The 26433-nt window shown below is 74.5% G+C and carries 16 protein-coding genes, 1 other RNA gene and 1 pseudogene; 13 read left to right on the top strand and 5 right to left on the bottom strand.

What is annotated here, in order from left to right; translation table 11 throughout:
* Positions 1-189 precede the first annotated feature (189 nt).
* The 3 genes from ACFYXE_RS12905 to ACFYXE_RS12895 are packed head-to-tail and all read left to right on the top strand — an operon-like array spanning position 190 to position 3134.
* A complete protein-coding gene (locus ACFYXE_RS12905; RefSeq protein WP_389311842.1) occupies positions 190-1041 on the top strand; it encodes a Nif3-like dinuclear metal center hexameric protein in 852 nt (283 codons plus the stop codon).
* On the top strand, positions 1038-1781 hold the full coding sequence (locus ACFYXE_RS12900; RefSeq protein WP_361181171.1) for a C4-type zinc ribbon domain-containing protein: 744 nt from the start codon (positions 1038-1040) through the stop codon (positions 1779-1781). The genes ACFYXE_RS12905 and ACFYXE_RS12900 overlap by 4 nt, the downstream gene beginning before the upstream one ends.
* Before the next feature lie 12 nt (positions 1782-1793).
* Positions 1794-3134, top strand: a complete 1341-nt coding sequence (locus tag ACFYXE_RS12895) for a bifunctional RNase H/acid phosphatase (RefSeq protein ID WP_389311840.1) — start codon at positions 1794-1796, stop codon at positions 3132-3134.
* Here ACFYXE_RS12895 and eda read toward each other — a convergent pair.
* Both eda and yaaA read right to left on the bottom strand, forming a co-directional pair.
* Positions 3131-3802, bottom strand: a complete 672-nt coding sequence (gene eda, locus ACFYXE_RS12890) for a bifunctional 4-hydroxy-2-oxoglutarate aldolase/2-dehydro-3-deoxy-phosphogluconate aldolase (protein WP_361181167.1) — start codon at positions 3800-3802, stop codon at positions 3131-3133. The genes ACFYXE_RS12895 and eda overlap by 4 nt on opposite strands.
* An 81-nt stretch (positions 3803-3883) precedes the next feature.
* Positions 3884-4690: a peroxide stress protein YaaA gene (gene yaaA, locus ACFYXE_RS12885; protein WP_361181166.1), complete on the bottom strand. Its 807-nt coding sequence runs from the start codon at positions 4688-4690 to the stop codon at positions 3884-3886.
* Between the two features lie 476 nt (positions 4691-5166).
* Here yaaA and ACFYXE_RS12880 point away from each other — a divergent pair, with 476 nt between their 5' ends.
* Positions 5167-6609, top strand: a complete 1443-nt coding sequence (locus tag ACFYXE_RS12880) for an RNB domain-containing ribonuclease (protein ID WP_389311838.1) — start codon at positions 5167-5169, stop codon at positions 6607-6609.
* On the opposite strand, the gene ACFYXE_RS12875 is transcribed toward ACFYXE_RS12880, so the two are convergent.
* A complete protein-coding gene (locus ACFYXE_RS12875; RefSeq protein WP_389311836.1) occupies positions 6591-7226 on the bottom strand; it encodes a hypothetical protein in 636 nt (211 codons plus the stop codon). The two genes, ACFYXE_RS12880 and ACFYXE_RS12875, sit on opposite strands and share 19 nt — an antisense overlap.
* Positions 7223-8068, bottom strand: a complete 846-nt coding sequence (locus tag ACFYXE_RS12870) for a MerR family transcriptional regulator (RefSeq protein ID WP_389311834.1) — start codon at positions 8066-8068, stop codon at positions 7223-7225. The genes ACFYXE_RS12875 and ACFYXE_RS12870 overlap by 4 nt, the downstream gene beginning before the upstream one ends.
* Positions 8069-8250: 182 nt before the next feature.
* Here ACFYXE_RS12870 and ACFYXE_RS12865 point away from each other — a divergent pair, with 182 nt between their 5' ends.
* The 6 genes and pseudogenes from ACFYXE_RS12865 to ACFYXE_RS12840 all read left to right on the top strand — a co-directional run bounded on the left by ACFYXE_RS12865 (position 8251) and on the right by ACFYXE_RS12840 (position 13545).
* Entirely contained in the window at positions 8251-8808 is a 558-nt protein-coding gene (locus ACFYXE_RS12865) for a TetR/AcrR family transcriptional regulator (protein WP_389311832.1), read from the top strand.
* A gap of 41 nt (positions 8809-8849) precedes the next feature.
* On the top strand, positions 8850-9689 hold the full coding sequence (locus ACFYXE_RS12860) for an AraC family transcriptional regulator (RefSeq protein WP_389311830.1): 840 nt from the start codon (positions 8850-8852) through the stop codon (positions 9687-9689).
* Positions 9690-9780: 91 nt separating this feature from the next.
* Positions 9781-10563, top strand: a pseudogene (locus ACFYXE_RS12855) (DMT family transporter); the annotation flags it as partial.
* Positions 10564-10681: 118 nt separating this feature from the next.
* An RNA gene (gene rnpB, locus ACFYXE_RS12850) (RNase P RNA component class A) lies at positions 10682-11104 on the top strand.
* Positions 11105-11268: 164 nt separating this feature from the next.
* Positions 11269-11919 carry a deoxynucleoside kinase gene (locus ACFYXE_RS12845; protein WP_389311828.1) on the top strand — a complete coding sequence of 217 codons (651 nt, stop codon included), beginning with the start codon at positions 11269-11271 and terminating at the stop codon, positions 11917-11919.
* Between the two features lie 216 nt (positions 11920-12135).
* Positions 12136-13545 carry a DEAD/DEAH box helicase gene (locus ACFYXE_RS12840; RefSeq protein ID WP_389311826.1) on the top strand — a complete coding sequence of 470 codons (1410 nt, stop codon included), beginning with the start codon at positions 12136-12138 and terminating at the stop codon, positions 13543-13545.
* Between the two features lie 65 nt (positions 13546-13610).
* On the opposite strand, the gene ACFYXE_RS12835 is transcribed toward ACFYXE_RS12840, so the two are convergent.
* A complete protein-coding gene (locus ACFYXE_RS12835; protein ID WP_389311824.1) occupies positions 13611-13772 on the bottom strand; it encodes a LuxR C-terminal-related transcriptional regulator in 162 nt (53 codons plus the stop codon).
* A 314-nt stretch (positions 13773-14086) separates the two neighbouring features.
* On the opposite strand from ACFYXE_RS12835, the gene ACFYXE_RS12830 reads away from it, so the two are divergent.
* Genes ACFYXE_RS12830 through ACFYXE_RS12820 form a run of 3 tightly spaced genes read left to right on the top strand, consistent with a single transcriptional unit; the run spans position 14087 to position 26333 of the window.
* Positions 14087-15472 carry an MFS transporter gene (locus ACFYXE_RS12830; RefSeq protein WP_389311822.1) on the top strand — a complete coding sequence of 462 codons (1386 nt, stop codon included), beginning with the start codon at positions 14087-14089 and terminating at the stop codon, positions 15470-15472.
* On the top strand, positions 15469-18864 hold the full coding sequence (locus tag ACFYXE_RS12825; RefSeq protein WP_389311820.1) for a type I polyketide synthase: 3396 nt from the start codon (positions 15469-15471) through the stop codon (positions 18862-18864). The genes ACFYXE_RS12830 and ACFYXE_RS12825 overlap by 4 nt, the downstream gene beginning before the upstream one ends.
* Positions 18861-26333 (top strand): MupA/Atu3671 family FMN-dependent luciferase-like monooxygenase, encoded by a 7473-nt coding sequence (locus ACFYXE_RS12820; protein WP_389311818.1) that lies wholly within the window; start codon positions 18861-18863, stop codon positions 26331-26333. The genes ACFYXE_RS12825 and ACFYXE_RS12820 overlap by 4 nt, the downstream gene beginning before the upstream one ends.
* Positions 26334-26433 lie beyond the last annotated feature (100 nt).

The raw sequence follows: 26433 nt of genomic DNA, 5'->3' as shown, positions 1-26433 counted from the left end.
TTGGTGGTTGGTGGTTGGTGGTTGGTGGTTGGTGGTTGGTGGTTGGTGGTTGGTGGTCGCCGGGCGCCTTCGCGGCTTTCGCGTGCTGAGCGTGCGGTTCCCCGCCCCCTCGCAGGGCACTCCGTAGCGCTCCGACAGCGGTAAGTAACACGCGGTCGGCCGGGCGCGGCGGGAAGGTAGCCTTTCTCCGTGCCCCGTCTGTCTGAAGTCATCGCCGCGCTCGACGCCCTGTGGCCCGCCGGTCTGGCCGAGAGCTGGGACGCGGTCGGCACGGTGTGCGGCGACCCCGACGCGGAGGTCTCCCGGGTCCTCTTCGCCGTCGACCCCGTCCAGGAGATCGCCGACGAGGCGGTCGCCCTCGGCGCCCAGCTCCTGGTCACCCACCACCCCCTCTATCTGCGCGGCACCACGACGGTCGCGGCGTCCACCTTCAAGGGCCGGGTCGTCCACGACCTGATCAAGCACGACGTCGCGCTCCACGTCGCGCACACCAACGCCGACCGTGCCGACCCGGGCGTCTCCGACGCGCTCGCGGGCGCCCTCGACCTGCGGGTCGTACGCCCCCTCGTGCCGGACCCCGCCGACCCGCACGGCCGCCGCGGCCTCGGCCGGATCTGCGAGCTCGACCACCCGCTGACCCTGGCCGAGCTGGCCGAGCGCGCCGCGAAGCGGCTGCCCGCCACCGCGCAGGGCATCCGCGTCGCCGGCGACCCGGACCGCACGATCCGCACGATCGCGGTCAGCGGCGGCTCCGGCGACAGCCTCTTCGACGACGTGCGCGCCGCCGGCGTCGACGCCTTCCTCACCGCGGACCTGCGCCACCACCCGGCGTCCGAGGCCCGCGAACGCACGCCTCTCGCGCTGCTCGACGCGGCGCACTGGGCCACCGAGTGGCCCTGGTGCGAGCTGGCCGCAGCCCAGCTCGACGAGATCTCCGACCGCAACGGATGGGGCCTTCGCGTCCACGTCTCGAAGACGGTCACCGACCCCTGGACCGCCCACGCGGCCTCACCCACCGACACCTCTGGAGCCCCCAACTGAACGCCGCGCCCGCCGACCAGATCCGACTGCTGGACGTCCAGTCCCTGGACACCCGTCTGCAGCAGCTCGCGCACAAGAAGAAGTCGCTGCCCGAGCACGCCGAGATCGAGTCGCTGAACAAGGACCTCACGCAGCTGCGCGACCTCCTGGTCGCCGCGACGACCGAGGAGAGCGACTGCGCCCGCGAGCAGACCAAGGCGGAGCAGGACGTCGACCAGGTCCGCCAGCGCGCGGCCCGCGACCAGCAGCGCCTCGACTCCGGTGCCGTCACCTCGCCCAAGGACCTGGAGAACCTCCAGAAGGAGATCGCCTCGCTGGCCAAGCGCCAGGGCGACCTGGAGGACGTCGTCCTGGAGGTCATGGAGCGCCGCGAGTCCGCCCAGGAGCGCGTCGGTGAGCTCACCGAGCGCGTCTCCTCCGTCCAGTCGAAGATCGACGACGCGACGGCCCGCCGTGACACCGCGTTCGGCGAGATCGACGGCGAGGCCGGCACGGTCGGCAAGGAGCGCGAGGTCGTCGCGGGCTCGGTCCCGGCCGACCTGCTCAAGCTCTACGACAAGCTCCGCGAGAAGGAGGGCGGCGTCGGTGCCGCCAAGCTCTACCAGCGGCGCTGCGAGGGCTGCCGCCTGGAGCTCAACATCACCGAGGTCAACGAGGTGAAGGCGGCGTCCCCGGACACCGTGCTGCGGTGCGAGAACTGCCGCCGCATCCTGGTCCGCACGTCCGAGTCCGGCCTGTAAGGACCCCTGGCCATGCGCGCGTTCATCGTCGAGGCCGACGGCGGCTCCCGGGGCAACCCGGGGCCCGCGGGGTACGGATCCGTGGTCATCGACGCGGCCACCGGGGAGACCCTGGCGGAGGCCGCCGAGTACATCGGCGTCGCGACGAACAACGTCGCCGAGTACAAGGGGCTCGTCGCGGGCCTCAAGGCGGCCCACGCGCTCGACCCGGCCGCCTCGGTGCACGTCCGCATGGACTCCAAGCTCGTCGTGGAGCAGATGTCGGGCCGCTGGAAGATCAAGCACCCCGACATGAAGCCGCTCGCCGCCGAGGCGGCGCGGGTCTTCCCCGCGTCCCGGGTGACGTACGAGTGGATCCCCCGGGAGAAGAACAAGCACGCGGACCGGCTCGCCAACGAGGCGATGGACGCGGGCAAGCGGGGCGAACAGTGGTCGCCGTCCGCGTCGACCGCGGAGCTCGACGCGCGGGCCGCCCGCGCCGCCGCCGATCCCGCGTCCTCGGGGCCGCCGGGTGACGCGGCGGCGGGCGCGGCGAAGGCGCGGGCCGCTCTGACGGCGCGGGGTGGCGCGGGTTCGAGTACGGGTTCCGGTTCGGGTTCGAGTACGGGTTCGGGTTCGAGTACGACTGTGAGCGCTGGCGCCGGTGCCGGTGCGGGCAGCTCCGGGGCCGACGCGCGTGCCGCGCGCAACGTCGCCGCGCCCACCGTCGGTTGGGCCGCGCCCGCCGACCTCGGGGCCCCCGCGACCTTCGTCCTGCTGCGGCACGGCGAGACCGCGCTCACGCCCCAGAAGCGGTTCTCCGGCAGCGGCGGCACCGACCCCGCCCTGTCGGACGTCGGGCGCGGACAGGCCGAGCGGGCCGCGGCCGCCTTCGCCGCGCGCGGCACGATCCAGGCCGTCCTCTCCTCGCCGCTCCGGCGCTGCCAGGAGACCGCGCGGACCGTCGCGGCCCGCCTCGGGCTCGACGTCCAGCTCGAAGAGGGCCTGCGCGAAACGGACTTCGGGGCCTGGGAGGGCCTGACCTTCGGCGAGGTGCGGGAGCGCCGGCCGGAGGAGCTGAACGCCTGGCTGGCCTCACCGGACGCGGCGCCGCCGGGCGGCGAGTCGTTCGCCGAGGTCGCCCACCGCGTCGCGGCGGCGCGCGACCGGCTGACCGAGGCCCACGCGGGCCGCACGGTCCTCCTCGTCACGCACGTCACGCCCATCAAGACGCTGGTGCGGCTCGCGCTCGGCGCGCCGCCGGAGTCCCTGTTCAGGATGGAACTCTCGGCGGCCTCCGTGTCGGCCGTGGCGTACTACGCCGACGGCAACGCCTCGGTACGCCTCCTCAACGACACCTCCCACCTGCGCTAGCGCAGGGCCGCCGCCTCGCGGGCCAGCGACTCGACCCGCGCCCAGTCCCTGGCCGCGACGGCGTCGGCGGGCAGCATCCAACTGCCGCCCACGCAGCCGACGTTCTTCAGCGCCAGGTACGAGGGCGCGGAGGCCGGCGTGATCCCGCCGGTCGGGCAGAACCGGGCCTGCGGCAGCGGGGCGCCCAGCGACTTCAGGTAGGCGGTGCCGCCCGCGGCCTCCGCCGGGAAGAACTTCATCTCCCGCACGCCGCGTTCGAGCAGCGCCACGACCTCCGACGTCGTCGAGACGCCCGGCAGGAACGGCACGCCGGAGCCCTGCATGGCGTCCAGCAGCGACTCCGTCCAGCCCGGGCTGACGAGGAAGCGGGCGCCGGCCTCCACGGAGTCCGAGACGTTCCGCGCCGAGATGACGGTGCCCGCGCCGACCACCGCGTCCGGGACCTCGGCGGCGATCGCCGAGATCGCGTCGAGCGCGACCGGCGTCCGCAGGGTTACCTCGATGGCGGGCAGTCCGCCCGCGACCAGGGCGCGGGCCATCGGCACGGCGTCGGCGAGGTCGTCGACGACGACCACGGGGACGACGGGGGCGAGGTCCAGGACGGAGTCCGGTGCGGAGTCCTGTGCGAAGTCCTGTGCGGGGGTGGGGGAGGGCGCGGAGGAGGTCATGAGGGCATCCTGCCTCGGCGTACGCAGCATGCGCAAAGGTCGTTGCGCATGCTGCAACCGGGGCGGTCTCCCGATCTCCGCTCAGTGGATCTCGCGGACCACCACGTCCAGCGCCCACGGCCTGCCCGCCTTCGCCGGGGCCTGGGCCTCCACCACGTGTCCCAGGTCCCGCAGCGCCTCGACCAGCTCCGCGGGGTCCTTCGGCCGGGTGCCGGTGGTCAGCAGCGAGCGGACGATGCGGCCCTTCGTCGCCTTGTTGAAGTGCGACACGACGGACCGCTTCTCCGTGCCCGTGCGCTCGTCGGTCTGCGCGTGCAGCACGCGGACCGTCGCGGTGCGGCCCGCGACCTCGCCCTTCGGCTTCCACGCGGCGGTGTACGCGGACGAGCGCAGGTCGAGGACGAGGCCGTCGCCCGCGGCCTCGGGCATCACGTCCGCCATCGGCGTACGCCAGTACGCGCCCAGCGCGCCGAGGCCCGGCAGCTTCACGCCCATCGAGCAGCGGTAGGAGGGGATCCTGTCGGTCACGCCGACGGCGCCCCACAGGCCGGAGAAGACCAGCAGCGAGCGGGCGGCGCGGCGCTTGGCGGCGGCGTCGAGGGAGGCGAGGTCGAGGGCGTCGTACAGGACGCCCGTGTAGATCTCGCCGGCCGGGCGGGCGCCCGCGGTGCGCAGCTCGGTGTTCTTCGCGACCTCGCCGCGCAGGCCCTCGCTGAGGCCGAGCACGTCGCGGGCCTTGTCCTCGTCGGCGGCGCACAGCTCGACGAGCTCGTCGAGGACGGCCTGCCGTGCGGGGGCGAGGCCCGGCAGGGACAGGGACTCGGGCTTGAGCGGGGTGCCTCGGCCGGAGGGGGCCTTGCCTTCGGACGGCGGCAGCAGCACGAGCACGATCGGACTCCTTAAGCGGTACGGGGGAGGGGTGCGGCCCCTGCGAAAGGGTACGGGGGAGCTGGCCCCTGGGCCTTGTACGGGGTTCGCCCCGGCTCGGTTCGTGGGGCGGGGCCGCGGGGGTATGTGCGTACTCGCTATCCCTGCGCCCCGCTGCACGAACAAAGGCGTCATTGTTTCCTCGGTGCTCCGTGCGCACATACCCCCACGTCCCCTCCGGCCGGTTGGGCGGGTGCGGGCCGGTGGGGCGTCCGTCTCGGGTGCGGCTCTGTGGAGCGTCCGCTACGGGTGCGGCCCGGTGGGGGGTGGTCCGTGAGTCCCCTCCGGGTGGTTGGGCGTGTGCGGGGTGGTGGTGGATTGGGTGCGGGGCCGTGGGGTGGGCCGGCAGGTTTTTCCGGAGGGGGCCGTGGGTCTGTTTGTTCGTGGTGGGGTTGCCAGCGGGTGCTGAGGTGGGGCGTCCGCCATACGCTCGGGTCATGCCCCGCCGCCACCTCCGTGTGACCGCCGCAGCCGAGGCACCGCTGCGGGCCGCGCTGCGTGATCTGCGTACGAAGCTCGACGTGCCCGGTGAGTTCCCCGCCGACGTTCTCGCGGAGGCCGCCCGCGCCGCCGCCGCGCCCCGGGTGCCGGAGCACGACGCCACGGACCTGCCGCTGTTCACCGTCGACCCGCCCACCTCCGTCGACCTCGACCAGGCCATGCACCTGGCGCGCCGCGACGGCGGCGGCTTCCGCGTGTCGTACGCGATCGCGGACGTCGCCGCGTACGTGACGCCGGGCGGCCCCCTGGACGCGGAGGCGCACCGGCGGGTGACCACCCTGTACTTCCCCGACGAGAAGGTGCCGCTGCACCCGACCGTGCTGAGCGAGGGCGCCGCGAGCCTGCTGCCGGGGCAGACCTGCCCGGCCGTCCTGTGGACCGTCGACCTGGACGCGGACGGCCGTACCGAACGCACCGACGTGCGCCGCGCCCTCGTCCGCAGCCGTGCCAAGCTGGACTACGCGGGCGTGCAGCGGGCCATCGACGACGGCACCGCCGAGGAGCCCGTCGCGCTGCTCCGGGACATCGGACTGCTGCGCGAGCAGCGCGAGGTGGACCGGGGCGGCATCTCCCTCGACGTGCCCGAGCAGGAGATCGTCGAGCGCGACGGCGCCTACGAACCCGCCTTCCGCGCCCCGCTCCCCGCCGACGGCTGGAACGCCCAGATCTCCCTGCTGACCGGCATGGCCGCCGCCGAGCTCATGATCGCCTCGGGCACCGGCATCCTGCGGACCCTGCCCACCGCCCCGGACGGCGCCGTGGGCCGCCTGCGCCGCACGGCCGACGCCCTGCACATCGACTGGCCGCACCACATGCCGTACGCCCGTCTCGTGCGCTCCCTCGACCCCCGGCTCCCGCGCCACGCCGCCTTCCTCCAGGAGTGCACGACGCTGCTGCGCGGGGCCGGCTACACGGCGTTCAGCGGCGGCGCGGTCCCCGGGCTCACCACGCACGCCGCGGTCGCCGCCCCCTACGCCCACTGCACGGCCCCGCTGCGCCGCCTCGTCGACCGTTACGCCTCCGAGCTGTGCGTCGCGGCCTGCGCGGGCGCGGGCGTACCGCAGTGGGTGCTCGCCGCCCTGGACGGGCTCCCCCAGGAGATGGCCGAGGGCACCCGGCGCGCCAACACCGTGGAGCGGGAGTGCGTGGACCTCGTCGAGGCCGCACTGCTCGAGGCGCGGGTCGGGGAGATCTTCGACGCGGTGGTCGTGGACGTGAAGGACGGCGAACCGGCCGTCGGGACCGTGCAGTTGACCGACCCGGCGATCGTGGCCCGGATCGAGGGCGGCGTCTCCAGGCTGCCGCTCGGCGAGCGCCTCCGGGTCCGGCTCACACAGGCCGACCCGGGCACGGCGCGGGTTCAGTTCGCGCCCGCGTGAGGGCGTTCGGGGCGGGCGGCCAGGCGCTCCCTGAGCGCCGACAGGAGCCCGTCGGGCTCGTCCGCGTGCAGGCGGACCGTGGTCACCTCGCGCCGTCCGCCCAGGAAACCGACGGCGGTGACGGGCCCGGCCAGCTCCAGGGTGAGGGACGTCGTCGAGGCGACCGGCAGGTCGAGCACGCCGTCGGCGGCCTCGTGGGTGAACCGGCGCTCGGCGCGCACGGCGTCGATCAGCGCGAGCGGTATCCGCAGGTCCCGGTGGGCGCCCTGGCGCACCCGCAGCGCGTCCGCCGACAGCACGTGCGGGCGGGTCACGGAGGCGGCGTGCAGGCCGATCATCAGGACCACGCCGTAGACGTCGACCACCAGCATCACCCGGTGCGCGGTCGGCCAGTCGCGCAGCAGCACCGCCATCCCGAACGCCTCGACCACGCAGACGAAGGTGAGGCCGTACATGATCGCGGCCTGGTCCCGGGCGTGCCCGAAGGGCAGGTCGGCCGGGCCCCGCACGCCGTGCCGCCGCCCGGTCGCCCACCGCGCGAGTCCGGCCAGGACGCGCAGTTCGTGCCCGACGAGCCGCCGCAGCGCCGTCGGCACCCGTGCCGTGAGCCCGTTCATCGAGTTCCCCTTCCGTCGGGTCCTTCCGTACGACCGGCCAGCAGCGCCATCGCGCGGCGCACCGCCTCGGCCTGGGCGGGCGCGAAGTCGGCGAAGAAGGCGTCGAGGAAGACGTCGTCGCGGACCGTGCGGCCCTCGGCGAAGGCCTGCGCGCCCGCCGACCCGAGGTCCGTCAGGAGCGTGTCCGGCAGGGCGTCCGCGAGGGCCCGCGCCGCCGCGGCCACGGCGGCCTCCGCCCCCGGGTCCGCGAGGTCGGCCTCGGCCAGGGCGTCGAGGCGCTCGTACACCGCGTGGGCCCGTTCCGCCGCGCCCGGCGCGGCGAGCGCGGGGCCGAGCGCGGTGAGGAAGGCCTCCCGGTCCTCCGGCGACGCGGTCGTGTCGAACAGGGCGAGGAACTCGCGGTCCTTGGCGGCCATCGCCGACTCCGGGCCCTCGCGGCCCGCCGTCGCCCGCGCCATCTCGCCGAAGAAGCCGGCCAGTGCCGGTGAGACGGGCCCCTCGGGCGACAGCCGCCCGTGTTCGGCGTCGTCCAGCAGGGTCCGCAGCCGCCGCCTGCGCTCCCGGAGCGCGGCCTCCTGCCGGGCGAGGTCCTCGTCCAGTTCGGCGAGGACCTCGGCGAGCTCGCGGCCCGCGTCGTCCGCCAGCACGTCCCGCACCTCGGCGAGGCCGAGCCCGAGCTCGGTCAGCCGCCGCACGCGGGCCAGCGCGACGGCGTGCCGCAGGCCGTAGGCGCGGTAGCCGTTGGGCCGCCGCTCGGGCTCCGGAAGCAGGCCCAGGTGGTGGTAATGCCTGATGGCGCGTGTGGTGACGCCGACGATGCCGGCGAGCTCTCCGATCCGCATGCGCTCAGTAGAAACGTTGACGCTGCGGCAAGGTCAAGCGCATCGCCGGCCGCCGGGAGCGCCCGGCCCCCGTACCGCTTTGACGGCCGACATCCGCCCGCCCTACGGTGGCTAACGATGTTAGCCGGGGTCCTCCGACCGCGTCCTCGGCCGTGGACCCCGTACGAGAGAAGGCTTCCGGCGTGACCGACCAGCAGCGGGCGGACCCGCTCCCCGAGTGGGGCGAGCACCTCACCCCCCGTGCCCGGGAGATCGTCGCCGCCGCCCGGCAGCTCCTGGAGGAGTCCGGCGCCGACAAGCTCACCATGCGCGCGCTCGCCGACCGGCTCGGCATCAAGGCACCCTCCCTCTACAAGCACTTCCCCGACAAGTCCGCCGTCGAGGTCGAGCTCATCGCGCAGCTGCTCGACGAGTCCGCGGCGGTCTGCGAGGTCGCCGAGGCGCGCAACCCCGGCTCCCTCGACGCCCTGACCGACGCCCACCGTCGCTACGCCCTGCGCCACCCGCACCTCTACCGCCTCGCCACCGAGCGCCCCCTGCCGCGGCACGCCCTGCCCCGCGGCCTGGCGGAGCGGGCCGCGGCCCCCCTCGTCCGGGCCTGCGGCGGCGACGCCGACCTGGCCCGCGCCGCCTGGGCCTTCGCGCACGGCATGGTCGTCCTGGAGATCCACGGACGCTTCCCCGACGGCGCGGACCTCGACGCGGCATGGAAGACGGGCGCGCGGGCGTTGCAGCGGTGAGAGGGCCCGGACGGCGGGCCACCGGGGGAGCGGGCGGACGCATGGACGACGAGACGAAACCGCGCGCGGCCCGCGAGCAGGCGGTGTGGACCCGCACCCCGCTCGGCCCCCACGGCGAGACCCTCGACCTGCTGACCGCACGCTTCGACCGGCACCGCTACGCCCCGCACTACCACGAGGAGTACACCGTCGGCGTCAGCGTCGGCGGCTGCGAGGTCATCGACTACCGCGGCGGGCGCCTGCACACGGGGTACGGATCCATCGTCGTCCTGGCCCCCGGCGAGGTGCACACCGGCGGCCCCGGCTCGTCCGGCGGCTACGCCTACCGCGCCATGTACCCGGCCCCGGCTCTGCTCGCCGAGGGCGCCACCGCCCCGCCGCACTTCCGCGAGCCGGTGATGGACGACCCCGAGCTGGCCGCCGCGCTGCGCGCCGCGCACATCGAACTGAGCGCCCACGCCGACCCGCTGGAGGCCGAGTCCCGCATCCCGTGGCTGCTCACCGCCCTCGCCCACCGGCACGGCACCGCCCGCCCGCGCACCGACCGCGTGGCCGGCGCCGACCACATCGCCCGCGCCGTCCGCGACCGGCTCGCCGACGAACTCCTCGCCCCGCCCACCCTCGCCGAACTCGCCGCGCCCCTGGGCCTCTCCCGCTACCAGCTCCTGCGCGCCTTCCGTACGTCGGCGGGCCTGCCGCCCTACGCCTGGCTCGCCCAGTACCGCGTGACGCGCGCCCGCGCCCACCTGGAGGCGGGCCACCGCCCCGCCGAGGCCGCCGCCCTGGTGGGTTTCGCCGACCAGGCGCACCTCACGCGCTGGTTCCGCAGGGTCCTCGGGGTGACCCCGGCGGCCTACCGCGACAGCGTCGCCCGCCGCTAGGGGGCGTCCGCGCACCGGACCTCGCCGGCGGGCGGGGCGTACCGCAACAGCGTTCAAGACGCCCGGCGCGGGCGCGGCCGACACTGCCCCCATGACGGCACGCGCCTGGTTCCTCTTCTCGCTCATGGGTGTCCTGTGGGGCATCCCGTACTTCATGATCAAAGTGGCGGTGGACAGCGGTCTCCCGCCCTCGGCCGTGGTCTTCGCGCGCTGTGCGCTGGGCGCGGCCCTCCTGCTCCCCTTCGCCCTGCGGCAGGGCGGCCTGCCCCGCGTCGTACGGACCCACTGGCGGCCCATGCTGGCCTTCGCCTGTGTGGAGATCATCGGCCCGTGGTGGACGCTGACCGACGCCGAGCGCCACCTCTCCAGCTCCACCGCCGGGCTCCTCATCGCCGCCGTCCCGATCATCGGCGCGCTCCTGGCCCGCTTCTTCGGCGACACCGAACGCCTCGGCGCGCGCCGTCTCACCGGCCTCGGCCTGGGCCTCGCGGGCGTCGCCGTGCTGACCGTGCCCCATCTGACCGGCGGCGACGCCTGGTCGCTGACGGAGGTCATGCTCACCGCCCTCGGCTATGCCGTCGCCCCGCTGATCGTGGCCCGCCACCTGCGCGACGTCCCCACCCTCCAGCTGATCGCGCCCTGCCTCACCCTGGCCGCCCTGGTCTACGCCCCCGCGGCCGCCGTCTCCTGGCCCGCGGCGGTGCCCGACGCCGGGACCCTGGCCTCGCTCGCCGGGCTCGGCGTCGTCTGCACGGCCCTGGCCTTCGTGGTCTTCCTCGAACTGATCAGGGAGGCGGGCCCGACCCGCGCGGTCGTCTTCACCTACGTCAACCCGGCCGTGGCGGTCGCGGCGGGCGTCGCCTTCCTCGGCGAGTCGCTGACGGCGGGCGTCGCGTCGGCCTTCGCACTGATCCTCGCCGGTTCCTTCCTGGCGACCGCCGCCGCGGCGCCGACCCCGGGAACCCGGCGGGTAACATGGTCGGCACGGCAGACGAGCCGGGCGGGCGGCCGCGTGAAGACCCCTTCGGGGGCCCTTCCCGAGGAACGTCCGGGCTCCACAGGGCAAGGTGGTGGCTAACGGCCACCCGGGGTGACCCGCGGGACAGTGCCACAGAGAACAGACCGCCGGGACCGTATCCGTACGGCCCCCGGTAAGGGTGAAACGGTGGTGTAAGAGACCACCAGCGCCTGAGGTGACTCAGGCGGCTAGGTAAACCCCACCTGGAGCAAGGTCAAAAGGAGACGCCGCTTCGCAAGAAGGGGCGGCTCTGCGCGGACGTTCGAGGGCTGCCCGCCCGAGTCCGCGGGTAGACCGCACGAGGCCGGCAGCAATGCCGGCCCTAGATGGATGGCCGTCACCGCGACGTCCGTGAGGACCCGCGGCACAGAACCCGGCGTACAGCCCGGCTCGTTCTGCCCGAAGGGCTCCTGGTCAGCGTTTCAGCTGGTCAGGAGCTCTTCTTCGTGGTGGCTCCGGAAGGGGTGTCCCGGTCTGCCGCGGTGTCCTCTAGGCTTCACGACGGCTCGTGGGGCGGCAGGTCCGAGCGGGCGGGAGAGTCCACGGGGGAGAAGCGAGGTAATGCCGGTGATCTGCGTCGGAGGCATGATCGGAATCGGCAAGACGAGCGTCGCCGAGCTGATCGCCAAGGATCTGGGCAGTGACGTCTTCTACGAGAGCGTCGACGACAACCCGATCCTGCCGCTCTTCTACACGGCGACCCCCGAGGAGATACAGGCCAAGCGCTACCCCTTCCTCCTCCAGCTCTACTTCCTGCAGACCCGGTTCGCCTCGATCAAGGAGGCGTACAAGCAGGGCGACAACGTCCTCGACCGGTCCATCTACGAGGACTGGTACTTCGCCAAGGTCAACCACGACCTCGGCCGCATCAGCTCCCTGGAGATGCGGGTGTACGAGGGTCTGCTCGACGAGATGATGCGCGAGATCGACGGCCTGCCGTACCGCAAGGCCCCGGACCTGATGGTCTACCTCAAGGCGGACTTCGGGACGGTGCTGCACCGCATCGGGCTGCGCGGCCGCGACTTCGAGCAGGACGAGAGCCTCGTCGCCTACTACCGCACCCTGTGGTCCGGCTACGACGACTGGGTCGACCAGCACTACTCGGCCAGTGACGTCCTGGTGATCGACATGAACCACACGGACGTGGTGAACGACCCCGGCGACGCGGACCGGGTGCTCCGCGAGGTCAGGGCCGCCCTCCGGCGCCATTAAAATAGCCATGAGGGCGGTCTCCGCGGGTGTCCGCGCAGGTCCTTGCGACCCGGTGACCATTCTCCGGTCTGCGCCCGGCCCGTCCGCCCCCTCGTTCCGGCCCCGGCCGGGGCGGATGCCGACCCCGGCCCGCGCCCGTGGGGCCGGCCCCGACGCGACACCCCGATACCTGCCGGGCCTTCCTCGGTACGTAACCCCTGCGGAAGGCTCACCCTCATGACCCACCAGGACCGTCCCGGCACCGGACCCGCCCCCGATCTGCCCCCGGTCGCCTCCTTCGCCGACCTGGACCTGCCCGCCCCCGTGCTGCGCACGCTCGACGCGCTCGGGGTGCGCGAGCCCTTCCCGATCCAGGCCGCCACACTGCCCAGCGCGCTCGCGGGCCGCGACGTGCTGGGGCGCGGACGCACCGGCTCCGGCAAGACCCTCGCGTTCGGTCTGCCGCTGCTCGCCGGGACGGCCGGGCGGCGCGCCGAGCCCAAGCAGCCCCTCGCACTGGTCCTCGTGCCCACCCGCGAGCTGGCCCAGCAGGTCACCGAGGCCCTCACGCCGTACGCGGACGCGCTGCGGCTGCGGCTGGCCGCGGTCGTCGGCGGCATCTCGATCGGCCGCCAGATCGCCGCGCTGCGCGAGGGCGCCGAGGTCGTCGTCGCCACCCCCGGGCGGCTGCACGACCTGATCGAGCGCAAGGCCTGCCGCCTGGGGCGCGTGCGGATCACCGTCCTCGACGAGGCCGACCAGATGTGCGACATGGGCTTCCTGCCGCAGGTCACGGAGGCGCTCGACCAGGTGCACCCCGAGGGCCAGCGGATGCTGTTCTCGGCCACCCTGGACCGCGACGTCGACCTCCTGGTCGGCCGCTACCTCACGGACCCCGTCGTCCACTCCGTCGACACGGCCGCGGGCGCGGTCACGACCCTGGACCACCACGTCCTGGTCGTGCACGCCCCCGACCGGTACGCCGTCGCCACGGAGATCGCCGCCCGCGACGGCCGCGTGCTGCTCTTCCTCGACACCAAGCACGCCGTCGACCAGCTCACCCGGCACCTGCGGGCCAGCGGGGTGCACGCGGCGGCGCTGCACAGCGGCAAGTCCCAGCCGCAGCGCACCCGTACGCTCGCCCAGTTCAAGTCCGGCGCGGTCACCGCGCTCGTCGCGACGAACGTCGCGGCCCGCGGCCTGCACGTCGACGACCTCGACCTCGTGGTGAACGTCGACCCGCCGGCCGACCCCAAGGACTACGTGCACCGCGCGGGCCGCACGGCGCGGGCCGGGGAGAGCGGCCGGGTCGTCACCCTCGTCCTGAGCGGCCAGCGCCGCGACATGAGCGCTCTGCTGGCCGACGCGGGCATCGGTGCGACGACCACGAAGGTGCGCTCGGGCGAGGCGGAGCTGAGCCGGATCACCGGTGCGAAGGCCCCCTCCGGCACCCCGCTCGACGGCGGACCCGCCGCGCCCGCGACCAAGAACGTGAACACGCCCTTCCGCGGCCTGGGCAGCAGCAAGGACGCCTCGCGGGGCGGCCAGGGCGGGTCCGGTGGCGCGGGCGGTAGGTCCCGCAAGTCCGCCGAGGCCCGCAAGCTCGCGGAGGCCCGCAAGGCGGCCCGGGTGCGCCGGGGGCGCTGACACCCGGGGACGCTGACAGCCGGGACGCGCCGACACCGGGGCGCCCAGGGGCCGTTCCCGGCCCGCTAGCAGTTCTCGGTCCGGCTCAGATGGATCAGATGGGCCACGGTCGGCGCGGTCCGCTTGCTGCGGATGCGGCGCAGGTACGTGCTCACGGTGTGCACGCTGATGCCCAGACGTCTGGCCACCTGCTTGTGGGAGAGGCCTGCCGCGATGTGGGCCAACACCTGACGCTCCCTGTGGGACAACGCCGGTGCGTTCTGCGGGCGGCTGTCTACTGGCATCTTCCCTCCAGGAGGGACTGTCAACACGTACGGCGGCTGTGGCCGCCAGGTGATCTAACCACGGTCGTGAAGAAACAGAAAGGAAACCCCGCATACCCAGGGGAGATGCGTAGCTACTGAGCGCGACCGGCCGTGTCAAGTCCCCAATTCGGGGGACTGTGGGCGCGCTTCGGGGCGGGTGAGTGTGAAGGCGGTCTCGGCTGAGCACAGCCGTGCACGATCCGAATGGCAGCCCGGCCCGGACCAGGGGGGAACGCTTGCGGCACTTTCGCCTGCTCGTCGTGGGGAACGGCGTCTCGGCGTACGGCAGTTACCTGAACATGGTCGCGCTGAACGTCTTCATCTACGACGTCACCGACAGCGCCCTCGCCGCCGGACTCTTCATGGCCGTACGGTTGTTGACCAGTGTCGTATCCGGCTTTGTGAGCGGACGGCTGGTCTCGGCGTACGACCGCAAGCGGTTGATGGTCGGAGCCGATCTGACGCAGTGCGTGGCCATGATAGCGCTGCTGATCGCTCCCGACGGGGGACGGGCCGGGCTTCTCTACGTACTGGCCGTCGTGACCGGATTCTGCTCGACCCTCTCGGGCGTGGCGCTGCGCAGCAGCATCCCGGAGATCGTCGGCGGCGAGCTGCGTATGCGCGCCAACTCCCTCCTCGCCACCGGGCGTTCGCTCGCGATGATCGCCGGGTTCGCCTCCGCGGGCGTGCTCGTCGCGGAACTGGGCTACGTCGCCGCCATCTCCCTGGACGCCGTCACCTTCGCGGTCTCCGCGTGCGTCCTGCTCTCGCTGCCCATCCGGACGCGGGCGCAGGACGAGAAGACGGGCGAGAAGGGGGAGGCTCCGTCCGTAGCGGAGGGGGAGAGCGGGAAGGCCGGGAAGACCGGGAAGGGGGGTGGTGCGGGGCGTGGTGCCGGGGCGCTGCTCCTGCTGCGCGCCGCTCCCGTCCTCGCCGTCATGATCGCCCTGCGGGCCGCCGACGGCCTCGGCTCGTCCTCCCACAACGTGGCGCTGCCGGTCTACTCCAGCGACCTCGACCCGTCCCATCCGGCCACGTTCGTCAGCCAGTTCTGGGCCACCTGGGCGATCGGCAACATCGTCATGCAGCAGGTCTGCGGGCGGTGGGCCGGGCGCGGCGGGCGGCAGGGGCCGGGCGAGCGGGCGTTCGCGATCGGGGCCTGCGTGATGTCGGCCGCGTTCATCGTGGTCTTCGCCGGGCTGCCCACGGGCGTCGCCGTGGTCGCCGCGCTGGTGGCCGGCATGGCCGACGGACTCACCGAGATCGCCTACGTGACCCGCCTCCAGGCGGCCCCCGACGAGCAGCGCGGCCGGCTGTTCGGCCTGTCCGCCTCGGTCGAGAACACCGGATTCGGCCTGGGCATGCTGGTCAGCGGCGCGCTCCTGGACCACTTCTCGCCCCTCCAGGTGGTCGGCCTGCTGCACGGGTCGGCGATCGTCCTGTGCTGCGGGATGTTCGTGGTGCTGGTGCGGCAGGGGCGGGAGGCCGGGCGCGAGCACGCGGAGCACCGGGAGCGCGCGGAGGACGCGGAGCACCGGCCAGAGGCCCGGGAACGTACCGGCGAGGGTTCCGTCGGGCGTACGGGCGAGAGTTCCGCCGAGCGGGAGAGTGAGGCCCGATGACCGCCGCCGACCGATCCGCCGTGGCCGTCGTCGGCCTGTCCTTCCGGCTGCCCGGCGCGGACACCCCGGAGGAGTTCTGGCGCACGATCCACGACGGCGCCGACCGCATCCGCCGCTTCACCGACGCGGAACTCGACGCGGCGGGCATCCCCGAGGAGCAGTACCGCGCCGAGGAGTTCGTCGGCGCGAGCGGGGTCCTGGACGGCATCGCGGGCTTCGACGCGGGGTTCTTCGGGATGAGCGCGCACGAGGCCCGGATCACCGACCCGCAGCACCGGCTGTTCCTGGAGTGCGTCCACCACGCGCTGGAGAACGCCGGGTACGCGGGGCACGGGGGGCACACGGGTGACCGGACGGCCGACCACGCGGACGCGGGGGACGACCCCGGCGGGCGGGGCGGGCACGAGGTCGGGGTGTACGCCAGCACCGGCTACCACCTCTACTCCCTCCAGACGTATCTGCAGAACAACGTCCTGAAGGGCGAGATCGCCGACTGGGTCGCCGGACTGCAGGTCACCGTCGGCAACTTCACCGACTTCACCGCCAACCGCGCCGCCTACCGGCTCGGCCTGACCGGGCCCGCCGTCAACGTCCAGACGGCGTGCTCCAGTTCGCTGTCGGCCGTGTATCTCGCCGCGCAGTCCGTCGTCTCCGGCGAGTGCGACCTCGCCGTCGCCGGGGCCACCGCGCTGCACGTCCCGCAGGTCATCGGCTACCAGTACGTCAAGGGGTCCATCCTCTCCAAGAGCGGCCGCCTGCGGCCCTTCGACGCCGACGCGGACGGCACGGTCGGCGGCACCGGCGTGGTGGCCGTGGTGCTCAAGCGCCTGGACCGGGCCGTCGCCGACGGCGACCACATCCACGGTGTCCTGCGGGGCTGGGGCATGAACAACGACGGCGCGGACAAGAAGGCGTTCTCCGCGCCCAGCGCGGCGGGCCAGCAGGGGGCGATCCGCCGGGCACTGCGCCGGGCGGGCGTCGACGCGGGCAGCATCGGCTACCTGGAGACGCACGGCACCGGCACCTTCAAGGGCGACCCCATCGAGTTCGCGGGCGCGACCGCCGCGTTCCGCGCCGACACCGACCGCACCGGCTACTGCGCGCTCGGCTCGGTCAAGGCCAACATCGGCCATCTCGACGTGTGTTCGGGACTGGCGAGCCTGGTCAAGGCCCTCCTCGTGCTGCGGCACGGCGTCATCCCGCCGATGGCCAACTTCCGCCGCCCCAACCCCGCACTCGACCTCGCGGCCAGCCCCTTCTACATCCCGGACACCGCCCGCCCGTGGCCCTTGGGCGCCGGGCCGCGACGGGCCTGCGTCAGCTCCTTCGGCGTGGGCGGCACCAACGTGCACGTCGTCCTGGAACAGGCCCCCGAGCCCGCGCCCCGCCCCGCGGGCACCCCGCCGCCCCCGGGCGTCCTCGTGCTCTCCGGCCACACGGAGGCGGCGCTCACCGACAACGCCACGGCCCTGCGCGACCATCTGCGCGCCCACCCCGGCACGCACCCCGCCGACCTGGTGACCACGCTGGCGCTCGGCCGCGCCCACCGCAGGCACCGGCTCGCCCTGCGCGGCGACACCGTGGCCGCGCTGACCGGCGCCCTGGACGACTGGCTGGCCTCCGCGCGACCGGGCGGCCCGAACCGCCCCGGGGCCGGATTCCTCTTCACCGGGCAGGGCAGCCTGCACCGCGGCGCGGCCCGCGTCCTGTACGAGCGCTTCGCCGTCGTACGGGAGACCCTGGACGCCTGCGAGGCGCAGTACGCGGCACTCACCGGCGGCGAAGGCCTCCTCGGCGCGCTGCTCGGCACGGCGGACGGCGCCGGGGACGAGCAGGTGCGCGACACCGACGTGGCGCAGCCCGCGCTCTTCGCGCTGCAGTGCGCGCTCGTCCGCCTGTGGCGACAGGCGGGCATCGCGCCGGGCGTGGTGGCCGGACACAGCGTGGGGGAGTACGGCGCGCTGTACGCGGCGGGCGCGCTGTCCGCCGAGGACGGGCTGCGCCTGACGGCGGGCCGCGGGCGGCTCATGCGGGACCGGTGCGCGCCCGGCGCGATGGTCGCGGTCCCGGTGGACGAGGCGACGGCGCGCGAGCTGGCCGCCCGGGTGCCCGGTGTGGAGCTCGCGGTCACCAACGGCGCCGACAGCCAGGTCCTCGCGGGCCCGGCGGACGCCATGGCCCGTCTCACGGAGCTGCTCGCCGGGCAGGGCACGCCGGCCGGGGAACTCCCGGTGCGGCAGGCCTTCCACACCGCCCTCATGGACCCGGTCCTCGACGGCCTGCGCGCGCTGGTCGCCGAGGTGACGCCACGGCCGTGCCGGGTGCCGTTCGTCAGCGGTCTCGACGGTCGCACCCGGCCCGCGGGCTGGGTGCCGGACGCCGACTACCTCGTACGGCAGGCGCGGGAACCGGTGCGGTTCGCCGACGTGCTGCGCGAGGTGGGGGCGGCGCACGACGACGTGGGCGTGCTGGTGGAGATCGGGCCGCACACGACGCTCGGCGGACTGGCGCGCCGGGCGCTGCCGGACCGGGCGGCGCACCCGACGCTGCGCCGCGGGGCGGGGCTCGCCCCGCTGTGGGACGCGGCCGCGGGCCTCCACCGGGCCGGTGCGCCGGTCGACTGGCGGGTCTTCGCGGACGGGGCGGGGCGCAGGATCCCCCTGCCCGGCTACCGATTCCAGCACAAGGACTACTGGACAGGGCCGGAGAACCACCTTCCCCGGCCCGCACAACCCGTACAAGCGGCAAGGGATGGGGCGGAAGTGGCACAGGACGAGGCAGCGGTCGAGCGCGTGCTCCAGCACATCATCAAGGTCACCGCGAAGCACCTCAGCTACGACACGAGCGAGATAGCCGAGGACGCTTCCTTCTTCGACCTCGGCGCGGACTCCCTGCAGATGATCGGCGTACTGCGGGAGCTGGAGGAGGAACACCAGGTCAAGGTGTCGATGCGGGAGCTCTTCGAGGAGGCGGGCACGGCGAAGGGGCTCGCCCTGATCATCGCCGGGAAGATGACGGCGACGGCCCCTGCCCCGGCCGGGGTCACGGCCACGGCTCCTCCCGAGCCGGTGGCCCCTCCGGTCGCTCCGCAGGCGGCTCCGCCGGTCGTTCCGCAGGCGGCCCCTCCGGTCGTTCCGCCGCTCGCGCAGGTGCCGGTCCAGGCCTCGGCGCCCGCTCCGGTCGTCCGCGAGCCCGCACCCGTGGTCCCCGCGCCCGCACCGGCCGCGGCCCCCGTCGAGTACGCCACCCGCCGCGAGGTCGACGACCTCGTGCGCCAAGTGCACCAGCTCTCCCAGATGCAGCTCCAACTGATGGGGCAGCTCTCGCAGTTGCTCGCCGCCCAGACCGCCCAGACCGCCCAGGCGGTCACCGACGGGAAGGCGGGCCGGTGACCGGGACCGACTCCGCCGACCGTACGGCCGACCGCTCCGTCTCCGCCGCGGTCGACCAGGACCTCGCCGCGATGGCCGAGCTCTCGCAGCGCATCGCCCGGCAGTTGGGCGCCGAGGAACCCGGGGCCGGGGAGCCCGCGGCCGCGCGTCCCGCCCAGCACGGTCCGCGCCCGGAGGTCGCCCGCGGTTCCGGCATGCTCCGCGGCAACGCCTCCGACACCCAGCGGGCCCACCTCGACGACCTGGTGCGCCGCTACACCGCCAGGACGCCCACGTCGAAGAGCATCGCGCAGCGCTACCGCCGCGTGCTCGCCGACAGCAGGGCAGCCGTCGGCTTCCGCAGCAGCACCAAGGAGATGCTGTACCCCATCGCCGGGCGCCGGGCACGCGGTTCCTGGCTGGAGGACATCGACGGCAACCGGTACGTCGACATCACCATGGGCTTCGGCGTCCTGCTCTTCGGCCACGAGCCCGCCTTCGTCACCGAGGCCGTCCGCGAGCACCTCGCGCGCGGCATCCAGCTCGGCCCGCGCACCGTGGAGACCGGCGAGGCCGCCGAGCTGCTCGCCGAACTGACCGGCATGGAGCGCGTCGCCTTCGCCAACTCCGGTACGGAGGCCAACTCCGCGGCCATCCGGCTGGCCCGCGCCGCCACCGGCCGCTCCCGCATCATCACCTTCGAGGGCGCCTACCACGGCCACAACGACAACGTCCTCGGGCGTTCGCCGCGGACCGGCGGCGAGGGCCTGACCACCGTCCCGATGTCCGCGGGCGTCCCGCAGAACGCCGTCGCCGACCTGCTCGTCCTGCCCTACGGCAGCGAGGAGAGCCTCGCCGTCATCGAGCAGCAGGCCGGCGAGATCGCGGCGGTCGTCGTGGAGCCGGTGCAGAGCCGCCACCCGTCGCTGCAGCCCGCCGCGTTCGTGCGGCGGCTGCGCGAACTGACCCGGCGGCACGGCATCGTGCTGCTCTTCGACGAGATGCTGACCGGCTTCCGGCCCGCACTGCGCGGCGCCCAGGAGCTGTACGGCGTCACGCCGGACCTCGCCACCTACGGCAAGCTGCTCGGCGGCGGCTTCCCGATCGGGGCCATCGCGGGCCGCGCCGACATCATGGACGGCATCGACGGCGGCCACTGGAGCTACGGGGACGACAGCTACCCGGCGGCCGACACCACCTTCTTCGGCGGCACCTACATCCAGCACCCCGTGTCGATGGTCGCCACCCGCGCCGTCCTCACCCACCTCAAGGAGCACAGCCCGCTCCTCCAGGACCGCCTGAACGCCCGCACCGACGAGCTCGCCACCACCCTCAACGCCTTCTTCGAGGCCGAGGGGTTCGCGCTGAGCCTGAGCCACTTCGGCTCGATGTTCCGCTTCGAGCACCGGGCGGACATGGAGCTGCTCTACCACCACCTCATGGTGCGGGGCGTGCACGTGTGGGAGTGGCGCAACTTCTTCCTGTCCACCGAACACACCGATGGAGACGTCGAGTTCATCGTCGACGCGGTGAAGGACTCGCTGCGGGAGCTGCGCGGCGCGGGCTTCTCGCTGGGCAGCCCGCGCGCCGGGTCCGCCCGTACGCCGTCCCGTGGACCGGTCCGTGAACCGGCCCGTACGCCCGCCGTGCCCGCCATGGCCTGGAACAGCGCGGCGGCCACGGCGCGGGCGCGGCAGGAGCCCGCCCCGAAACCCGCCGCCGAGCCCGCCCCGGCCCCCGCCGCCGAGCACGTCCCGGCCCCCGCCGCCGAGCACGTCCCGGCCTCCGCCGCCGAGCGCACCCCGGCAGCTGCTCCCGCCCGCCCCCTCGACTTCGGCGTCTACTTCTTCGGCGACTACCCGCAGGACGAGGCCGGGCCCCGGCACGGCAAGTACGACCACCTCCTGGAGACGGCCCGGTTCGCCGACCGCAACGGCTTCCACTCCCTGTGGATCCCCGAGCGGCACTTCCACTCCTTCGGCGGCCTGTTCCCCAACCCCGTCGTGCTGGCCGCCGCGCTCGCCCGCGAGACCGACCGCATCCGCATCAACGCGGGCTCGGTGGTCCTGCCGCTGCACGACCCGATCCGTGTCGCCGAAGAGTGGTCGATGGTCGACAACCTCTCCGGCGGCCGCATCGGCATCGGCTGCGCCAGCGGCTGGCACGCCAACGACTTCGTCTTCTTCCCCGAGCGCTTCGGCTCCCACAAGGAGCTGATGTACGAACAGGTCGCACAGGTACGGCAGTTGTGGCGGGGCGAACCCGTGCGCCGCACCACCGGGCAGGGCGAGAGCGACCTGCGCCTGTTCCCCCGGCCCGTGCAGGACGCGCCGCCCATGTACACGGCCGTCGTCGGCAACCCCGCGTCGTACGAACTGGCCGCACGCCACGACCTGGGCATCGTCACCAACCTCATGACCCAGACCGTCGAGCAGCTGCGCGACAACGTCGCGCTGTACCGGCGCACACGCGCCGCCCACGGCCTCGACCCGGACGCCGGGCACGTGGCCGTGCTGCTGCACACCTACCTCGCCGAGCGGCACGACGCCGCGCGCGAGGAGGCGCGCGAGCCGCTGTCGCGGTACATGCGGTCCTCGCTGTCGCTGTTCGGCGGCGTCGCCAACAGCCTGGGCCACCAGGTCGACCTGTCCGCGATGACCGAGGACGACCTGGACGTCGTCTTCCGCCGCGCCTACGACCGGTACTGCGACCAGCGGGCCCTCATCGGCAGCCCCGAGAGCGTGCGGTCCGTGGTGGACGCCGTGCGGGCCGCGGGCGCCGACGAGATCGTCGGCCTCGTCGACTTCGGCGTCGGCACCGACGCGCTGCGCGACGGCCTGACGCACTTCGACGGACTGCGCCGCGCGTACGAGGCGCCCGCGGCCCCGGCGACGACGCTTCCCGTGCCGGCGGCGGCTCCCGCCCCGGAGACCGACCGCGGGGCGCCCCTGTCGCCCGGGCAGCAGCGCGTCTGGTTCCTGGAGCGGATGCTGCCGGGCCGCACCGCGTACAACGAGACCAAGGCCATCGACCTGGAGGGCCCGCTCGACGTCCCCGCCCTGCGGGCCGCCCTGCGCGCGCTCGCCGCCCGGCACGAGCAACTGCGCACCGTCTTCCGCGAAGTGGCGGGGGAGCCGAGGCAGTTCACGCTGCCCGCGGGTGACGTGGACTTCGCGGTCGTGGACGGCACGGGCGGCGGCGACGCCGTCGCCGACACGCTCGCGGCCGAGAGCGGGCGGCGCTTCGACCTCGCGGACGGTCCGCTGTTCGTCACCCGGCTGGTCCGGCTCGGCGAGCGGCGGCACGTCCTCGTCCTGTCCCTGCACCACATCGTGATGGACGCGGCCTCCGCCGCCGTGCTCGCCCGCGACGTGTCCGCCCTCTACCGGGCCGGGCTGCCCGGCGCCCCGGCCGCCGACCTCCCCGCCCTCACCCGCACCTACGCCGACCACGCCCGCGGACAGCTCGACGCGCTCGGCGGGCCCAAGGCGGCCGAGGACCTCGCCTACTGGCGCAAGGCGCTCGACGGCGACCTGCCCGTCCTCGACCTGCCCACCGACCGGCCCCGGCCCGCCGTGATGACCTCCCACGGACGCGCCCTGTTCCGCACCCTGGACCCCGAACTGTCCGCACGTATACGGAAGTTCAGCAAGGAGCGGCGCAGCACCCTCTTCATGACCCTGCTGGCGGGCCACGCCTGCGCGCTGCGCCGCGCCACCGGCCAGGACGAGCTCGTCATCGGCACCCCGATGTCCGACCGCACGCCGGAGTACGAGAACGTGGTCGGGTTCTTCGTCAACACGCTGGCGCTGCGCCTCGACCTCTCCGGGGACCCGGACTTCACCACGGTCCTCGACCGGGTGCGCGGGGTCGCCCTGGACGCGTACGACCACGCCGACGTGCCCTTCGAGGCCGTCGTACGGGAGCTGGCGCCGCCGCGCGGCCTCGACCGCACGCCCGTCTTCCAGACGCTCGCCGAGTTCGAGGGCGGCGACCCCTTCCGCTTCGACCTGCCAGGGGTGCGGGCGACGCCGCTCGACGCGGGCCCGGACAAGGCGCTGACGGACCTCAGCGTGTACTTCACCGACCAGCCGGACGGCATCCGCTGCCATCTGGAGTACCACACCGACCTCTTCGACGAGGCGACCGTCGACGCGCTGTTCAGCACGTTCCGCGACGTCCTCGCCGAGGCGGTCGGGGCGCGGGAGCCGGCCGCCGTGCCCCGCGCGTGGCGGCACGGGCCCGTCCGCGGGCGCGCGCACAGCACCGTCGACGCCCTGGCGTCCCGGTGGGCCGAGGTCGCCCCGGACCGCACCGCCGTGATCAGCGGTGACGTGACGCTGACCTACGGCGCGCTGGACGAGCGGGCGGCGCGGCTCGCCGCGGCGCTGCACGCCGCCGACGACGGGGACGGGCCGGTCGCGCTGTGGCTGCCGCGCGGCGCCGACCTGATCGTCGCCATGCTCGCCGCGCTCAAGGCGGGCCGCGGCTACGTGCCGCTGGACCCGGCACAGGGCAGGGCGCGGGCCGAGGCCGTCCTCGCGGAGAGCGGCGCCCGGATCCTCGTCGTGGACGGCGGGACCGGCGCCGGAGCGCCGCCGCGGACCCCGGCGGGGACGAGGGCGGTCGACGTGACCGCGACCGCCGACCCCTCCGCGGAGCCCTTCGCGCGCCCGCCCGGGGGACCCGAGTCCCTCTGCTTCGCGATCTACACCTCCGGCAGCACCGGCACCCCCAAGGGCGTCGCCGTCCCGCACCGCGCCGTCGTGGACCTGTGCCAGTGGCACCACGAACGGTTCGGGTTCAGTGCGGACGACCGCAGCGCCGCCGTCTGCAGCCAGGGCTTCGACGCCGCGGCGCTGGAGATCTGGCCCGCGCTGACCGCGGGCGCCACGGTCGTCGTCGCCGACGGGACGGTCCGCAAGGACCCGGCCGCGCTGGCCCGCTGGTTCACGGACCGGCGGATCACCTTCTCCATCCTGCCGACGGCACTCGGCGAGGCCGTCCTCACCCTCCCCGACGCGCAACAGCCGCCGCTGCGCCACCTGTTGCTGGGCGGTGACGTGCTGCGCACCCGCCCGCGCCCCGGCGCCCCCTACGAGACGCTGAACGTCTACGGGCCCACCGAGGTGACGGTGCTCTGCACCGCCGGGACGGTCGAGCCGCGCACCCCCGGCGGCCCCGACGTGCCGATCCCGATCGGCCGCCCCGCGCACAACGTCACGCTCCGGGTGCTCGACGCCCACGGGCGCGAGGTGCCCGCGGGCGAGGTGGGCGAGCTGTACGTCGGCGGCCCCGGAGTGGCCACCGGATACCTGGGCCGCCCCGACCTGACGGCGGAGCGGTTCGTGGACGACCCCCTGGGCACCGAGGGTCGGCTGTACCGCACCGGCGACCTGGTGTGCTGGACCGGCTCCGGGGCGCTGGAGTTCCGCGGCCGGGCCGACGACCAGGTGAAGATCCGGGGCTTCCGGGTCGAGCCCGAGGAGGTCTCCCACGTGCTCAACGGGCTGACCGGGGTGGGCGACGCGGTCGTCCTGGCCCGGCGCGACCGGCGCGGCGAGGCCCGCCTCGCGGCCTACGTCGTACCGGCGGCGCCCGGACGGCCCGACGGGGACGCGGCGGAGCGGGCGTTCGCCGACCGGCTCGCGGCGGAGCTCGCCGGGCTGCTGCCGGACCACCTGGTGCCCGGCGCCTGGTCGGTGCTGCCCGTGCTGCCGCTGTCCGCCAACGGCAAGCTGGACCGCGCGGCCCTGCCCGAGCCCGCCCACACCACCGCCACCGGGCCCGCCCGCACATCGCGGACCGCCCCGGTCGCCGCCCGCCGCGCCCCCGCCTCCGACGTGGCGGCACGTCTGAAGCGGCTCTGGGCCAAGGAGTTCGACGTCGACGTGTCGGCGATCGCCGCCGACGCCTCCTTCTTCGAGCTCGGCGGCCACTCCCTCACGGCGATCCGCCTGGCGAACGGCGTACGGGAGGAGTTCGGCACGGAGTACCCGGTGGCGCGCTTCTACGACGAGCCCACGCTGCGGGCCATGGCGGAGTACCTGGCGGGATCGGCGCCGGACGCGAGCGCGGCCGACCCGACCGGGGAGGCGGGAGAGGCCGCCGATGCCGGGGAGGCCGGAGGAGCCGGATGGACCGGACGAGCCGGAGGAGCCGGGGCCGGGGACGCGGTCGTCGTCGGCCGGGCCCCCGTCACCGCCCAGCAGTCCGCCTTCATCACCCGCCACCGCACCCACCCCCGCCCGCAGATCTACAACGTGGCGATGCGGCTCACGCTGACGGGAGCCCTCGACGTACCCGCCCTGCGCACCGCGCTGAGCGAACTCGTCGCCCGGCACGAGGCGTTGCGGACCCGGTTCGTCCAGGACGGCGGGGAGTGGTGGCAGGAGGCACTGCGCGCCCGGCCCCTCGCCCTGCCGGAGGAGGACCTCCTGGCCCGCCACGGCTCGCCGGACGCCGCGGGCAGGGAGGCCGAGCGCGTCGCGGCGGAGGTGGCCGCCGACCCCTTCGACATCGAGGCCGAACTCGCCCCGAAGCTGCGCCTGTTGCGCACGGACCGGGACCGCTGGGTGCTCCTGTTCGTGCTGCACCACGCGGCCTGCGACGGCTGGTCGGTGAGCGTGCTGCTGCGCGAACTGGCCGCGCTGTACCGGGCGGCGTCCACCGGCGAGCCGCACGGCCTCGCCGCCGAGGTGCCGCAGCCGGGTGAGTACGCGCGCTGGCAGCGGGAGCAGAACCGCACGCAGGACAAGGGGCGGCTCGTCGACTACTGGGCGCGCGAGCTGAAGGACGCCCCCTTCGCCCTGCCGCTGCCGGTGGACAGGCCCCGGCCCGACGAGCTCAGCGGCGCGGGCGACGTGGTCCTCTTCACGGTGGACCGCGCGGCGCGCGCCGACGTGGAGACGCTGGCGCGGCGGCACCGCACGACGCCGTTCGTGGTGACGGCGGCGGCGTTCGCCCGGCTGGTCGCCGAGGCGGGCGGCGAGCCGGACGTGGTGCTCGGCATCTCCTACGCCAACCGCGAGCGGCGCGAGTTCGAGGCGCTCGCGGCCTGCACGGTGTCGTCCTTCACGCTGCGCGTACGCGGTGGCGCGGCCGCTTCGTTCGGGGCGCTGGTGGACCAGGTGGCGCGCAGCTCGGTCGGGGCCATCGACCACGCGGCGCCGATCCGCGCGGTGGCCGCCGAGGTCGGCGCCGCGCTCGGCACCGAGGTGCCGGACCGGCTGCCGCTGGGCTTCCAGTACCAGAGCTCCCTGGAGACGGAGGTCGAACTGCCGGGCCTGACCACGGCGGTGGAGGACCTGGCGGTGCCGGGCGCGCGCTCGGAGTTCAACTTCGGCCTGATCCCCACGGGCGACGTGCTCTCCGGCTACCTGGAGTACTCGACCGACCTGTGGGACCGCGCGACGGTCGAGGCGTGGACCACCGCGTACGTCGACCTCCTGGCGCGGGAGGCGGGGGAGGCGTTGCGGGACGGGGAGTGAGGTCGTACGACCGGTACGAGGGGCGGCACCCCGAGCTGTGCGGGGTGCCGCCCGCGTACGTCCCGCCCCCGGAAAACCCGTTCATCCCCCCCCGAAACCC

The sequence above is a fragment of the Streptomyces sp. NPDC002564 genome (genome assembly GCF_042889645.1).
GTDB lineage: Bacteria > Actinomycetota > Actinomycetes > Streptomycetales > Streptomycetaceae > Streptomyces.
Note: the sequence above shows the minus strand (reverse complement) of the source record. Positions and strands in the feature narration are given on the sequence as shown.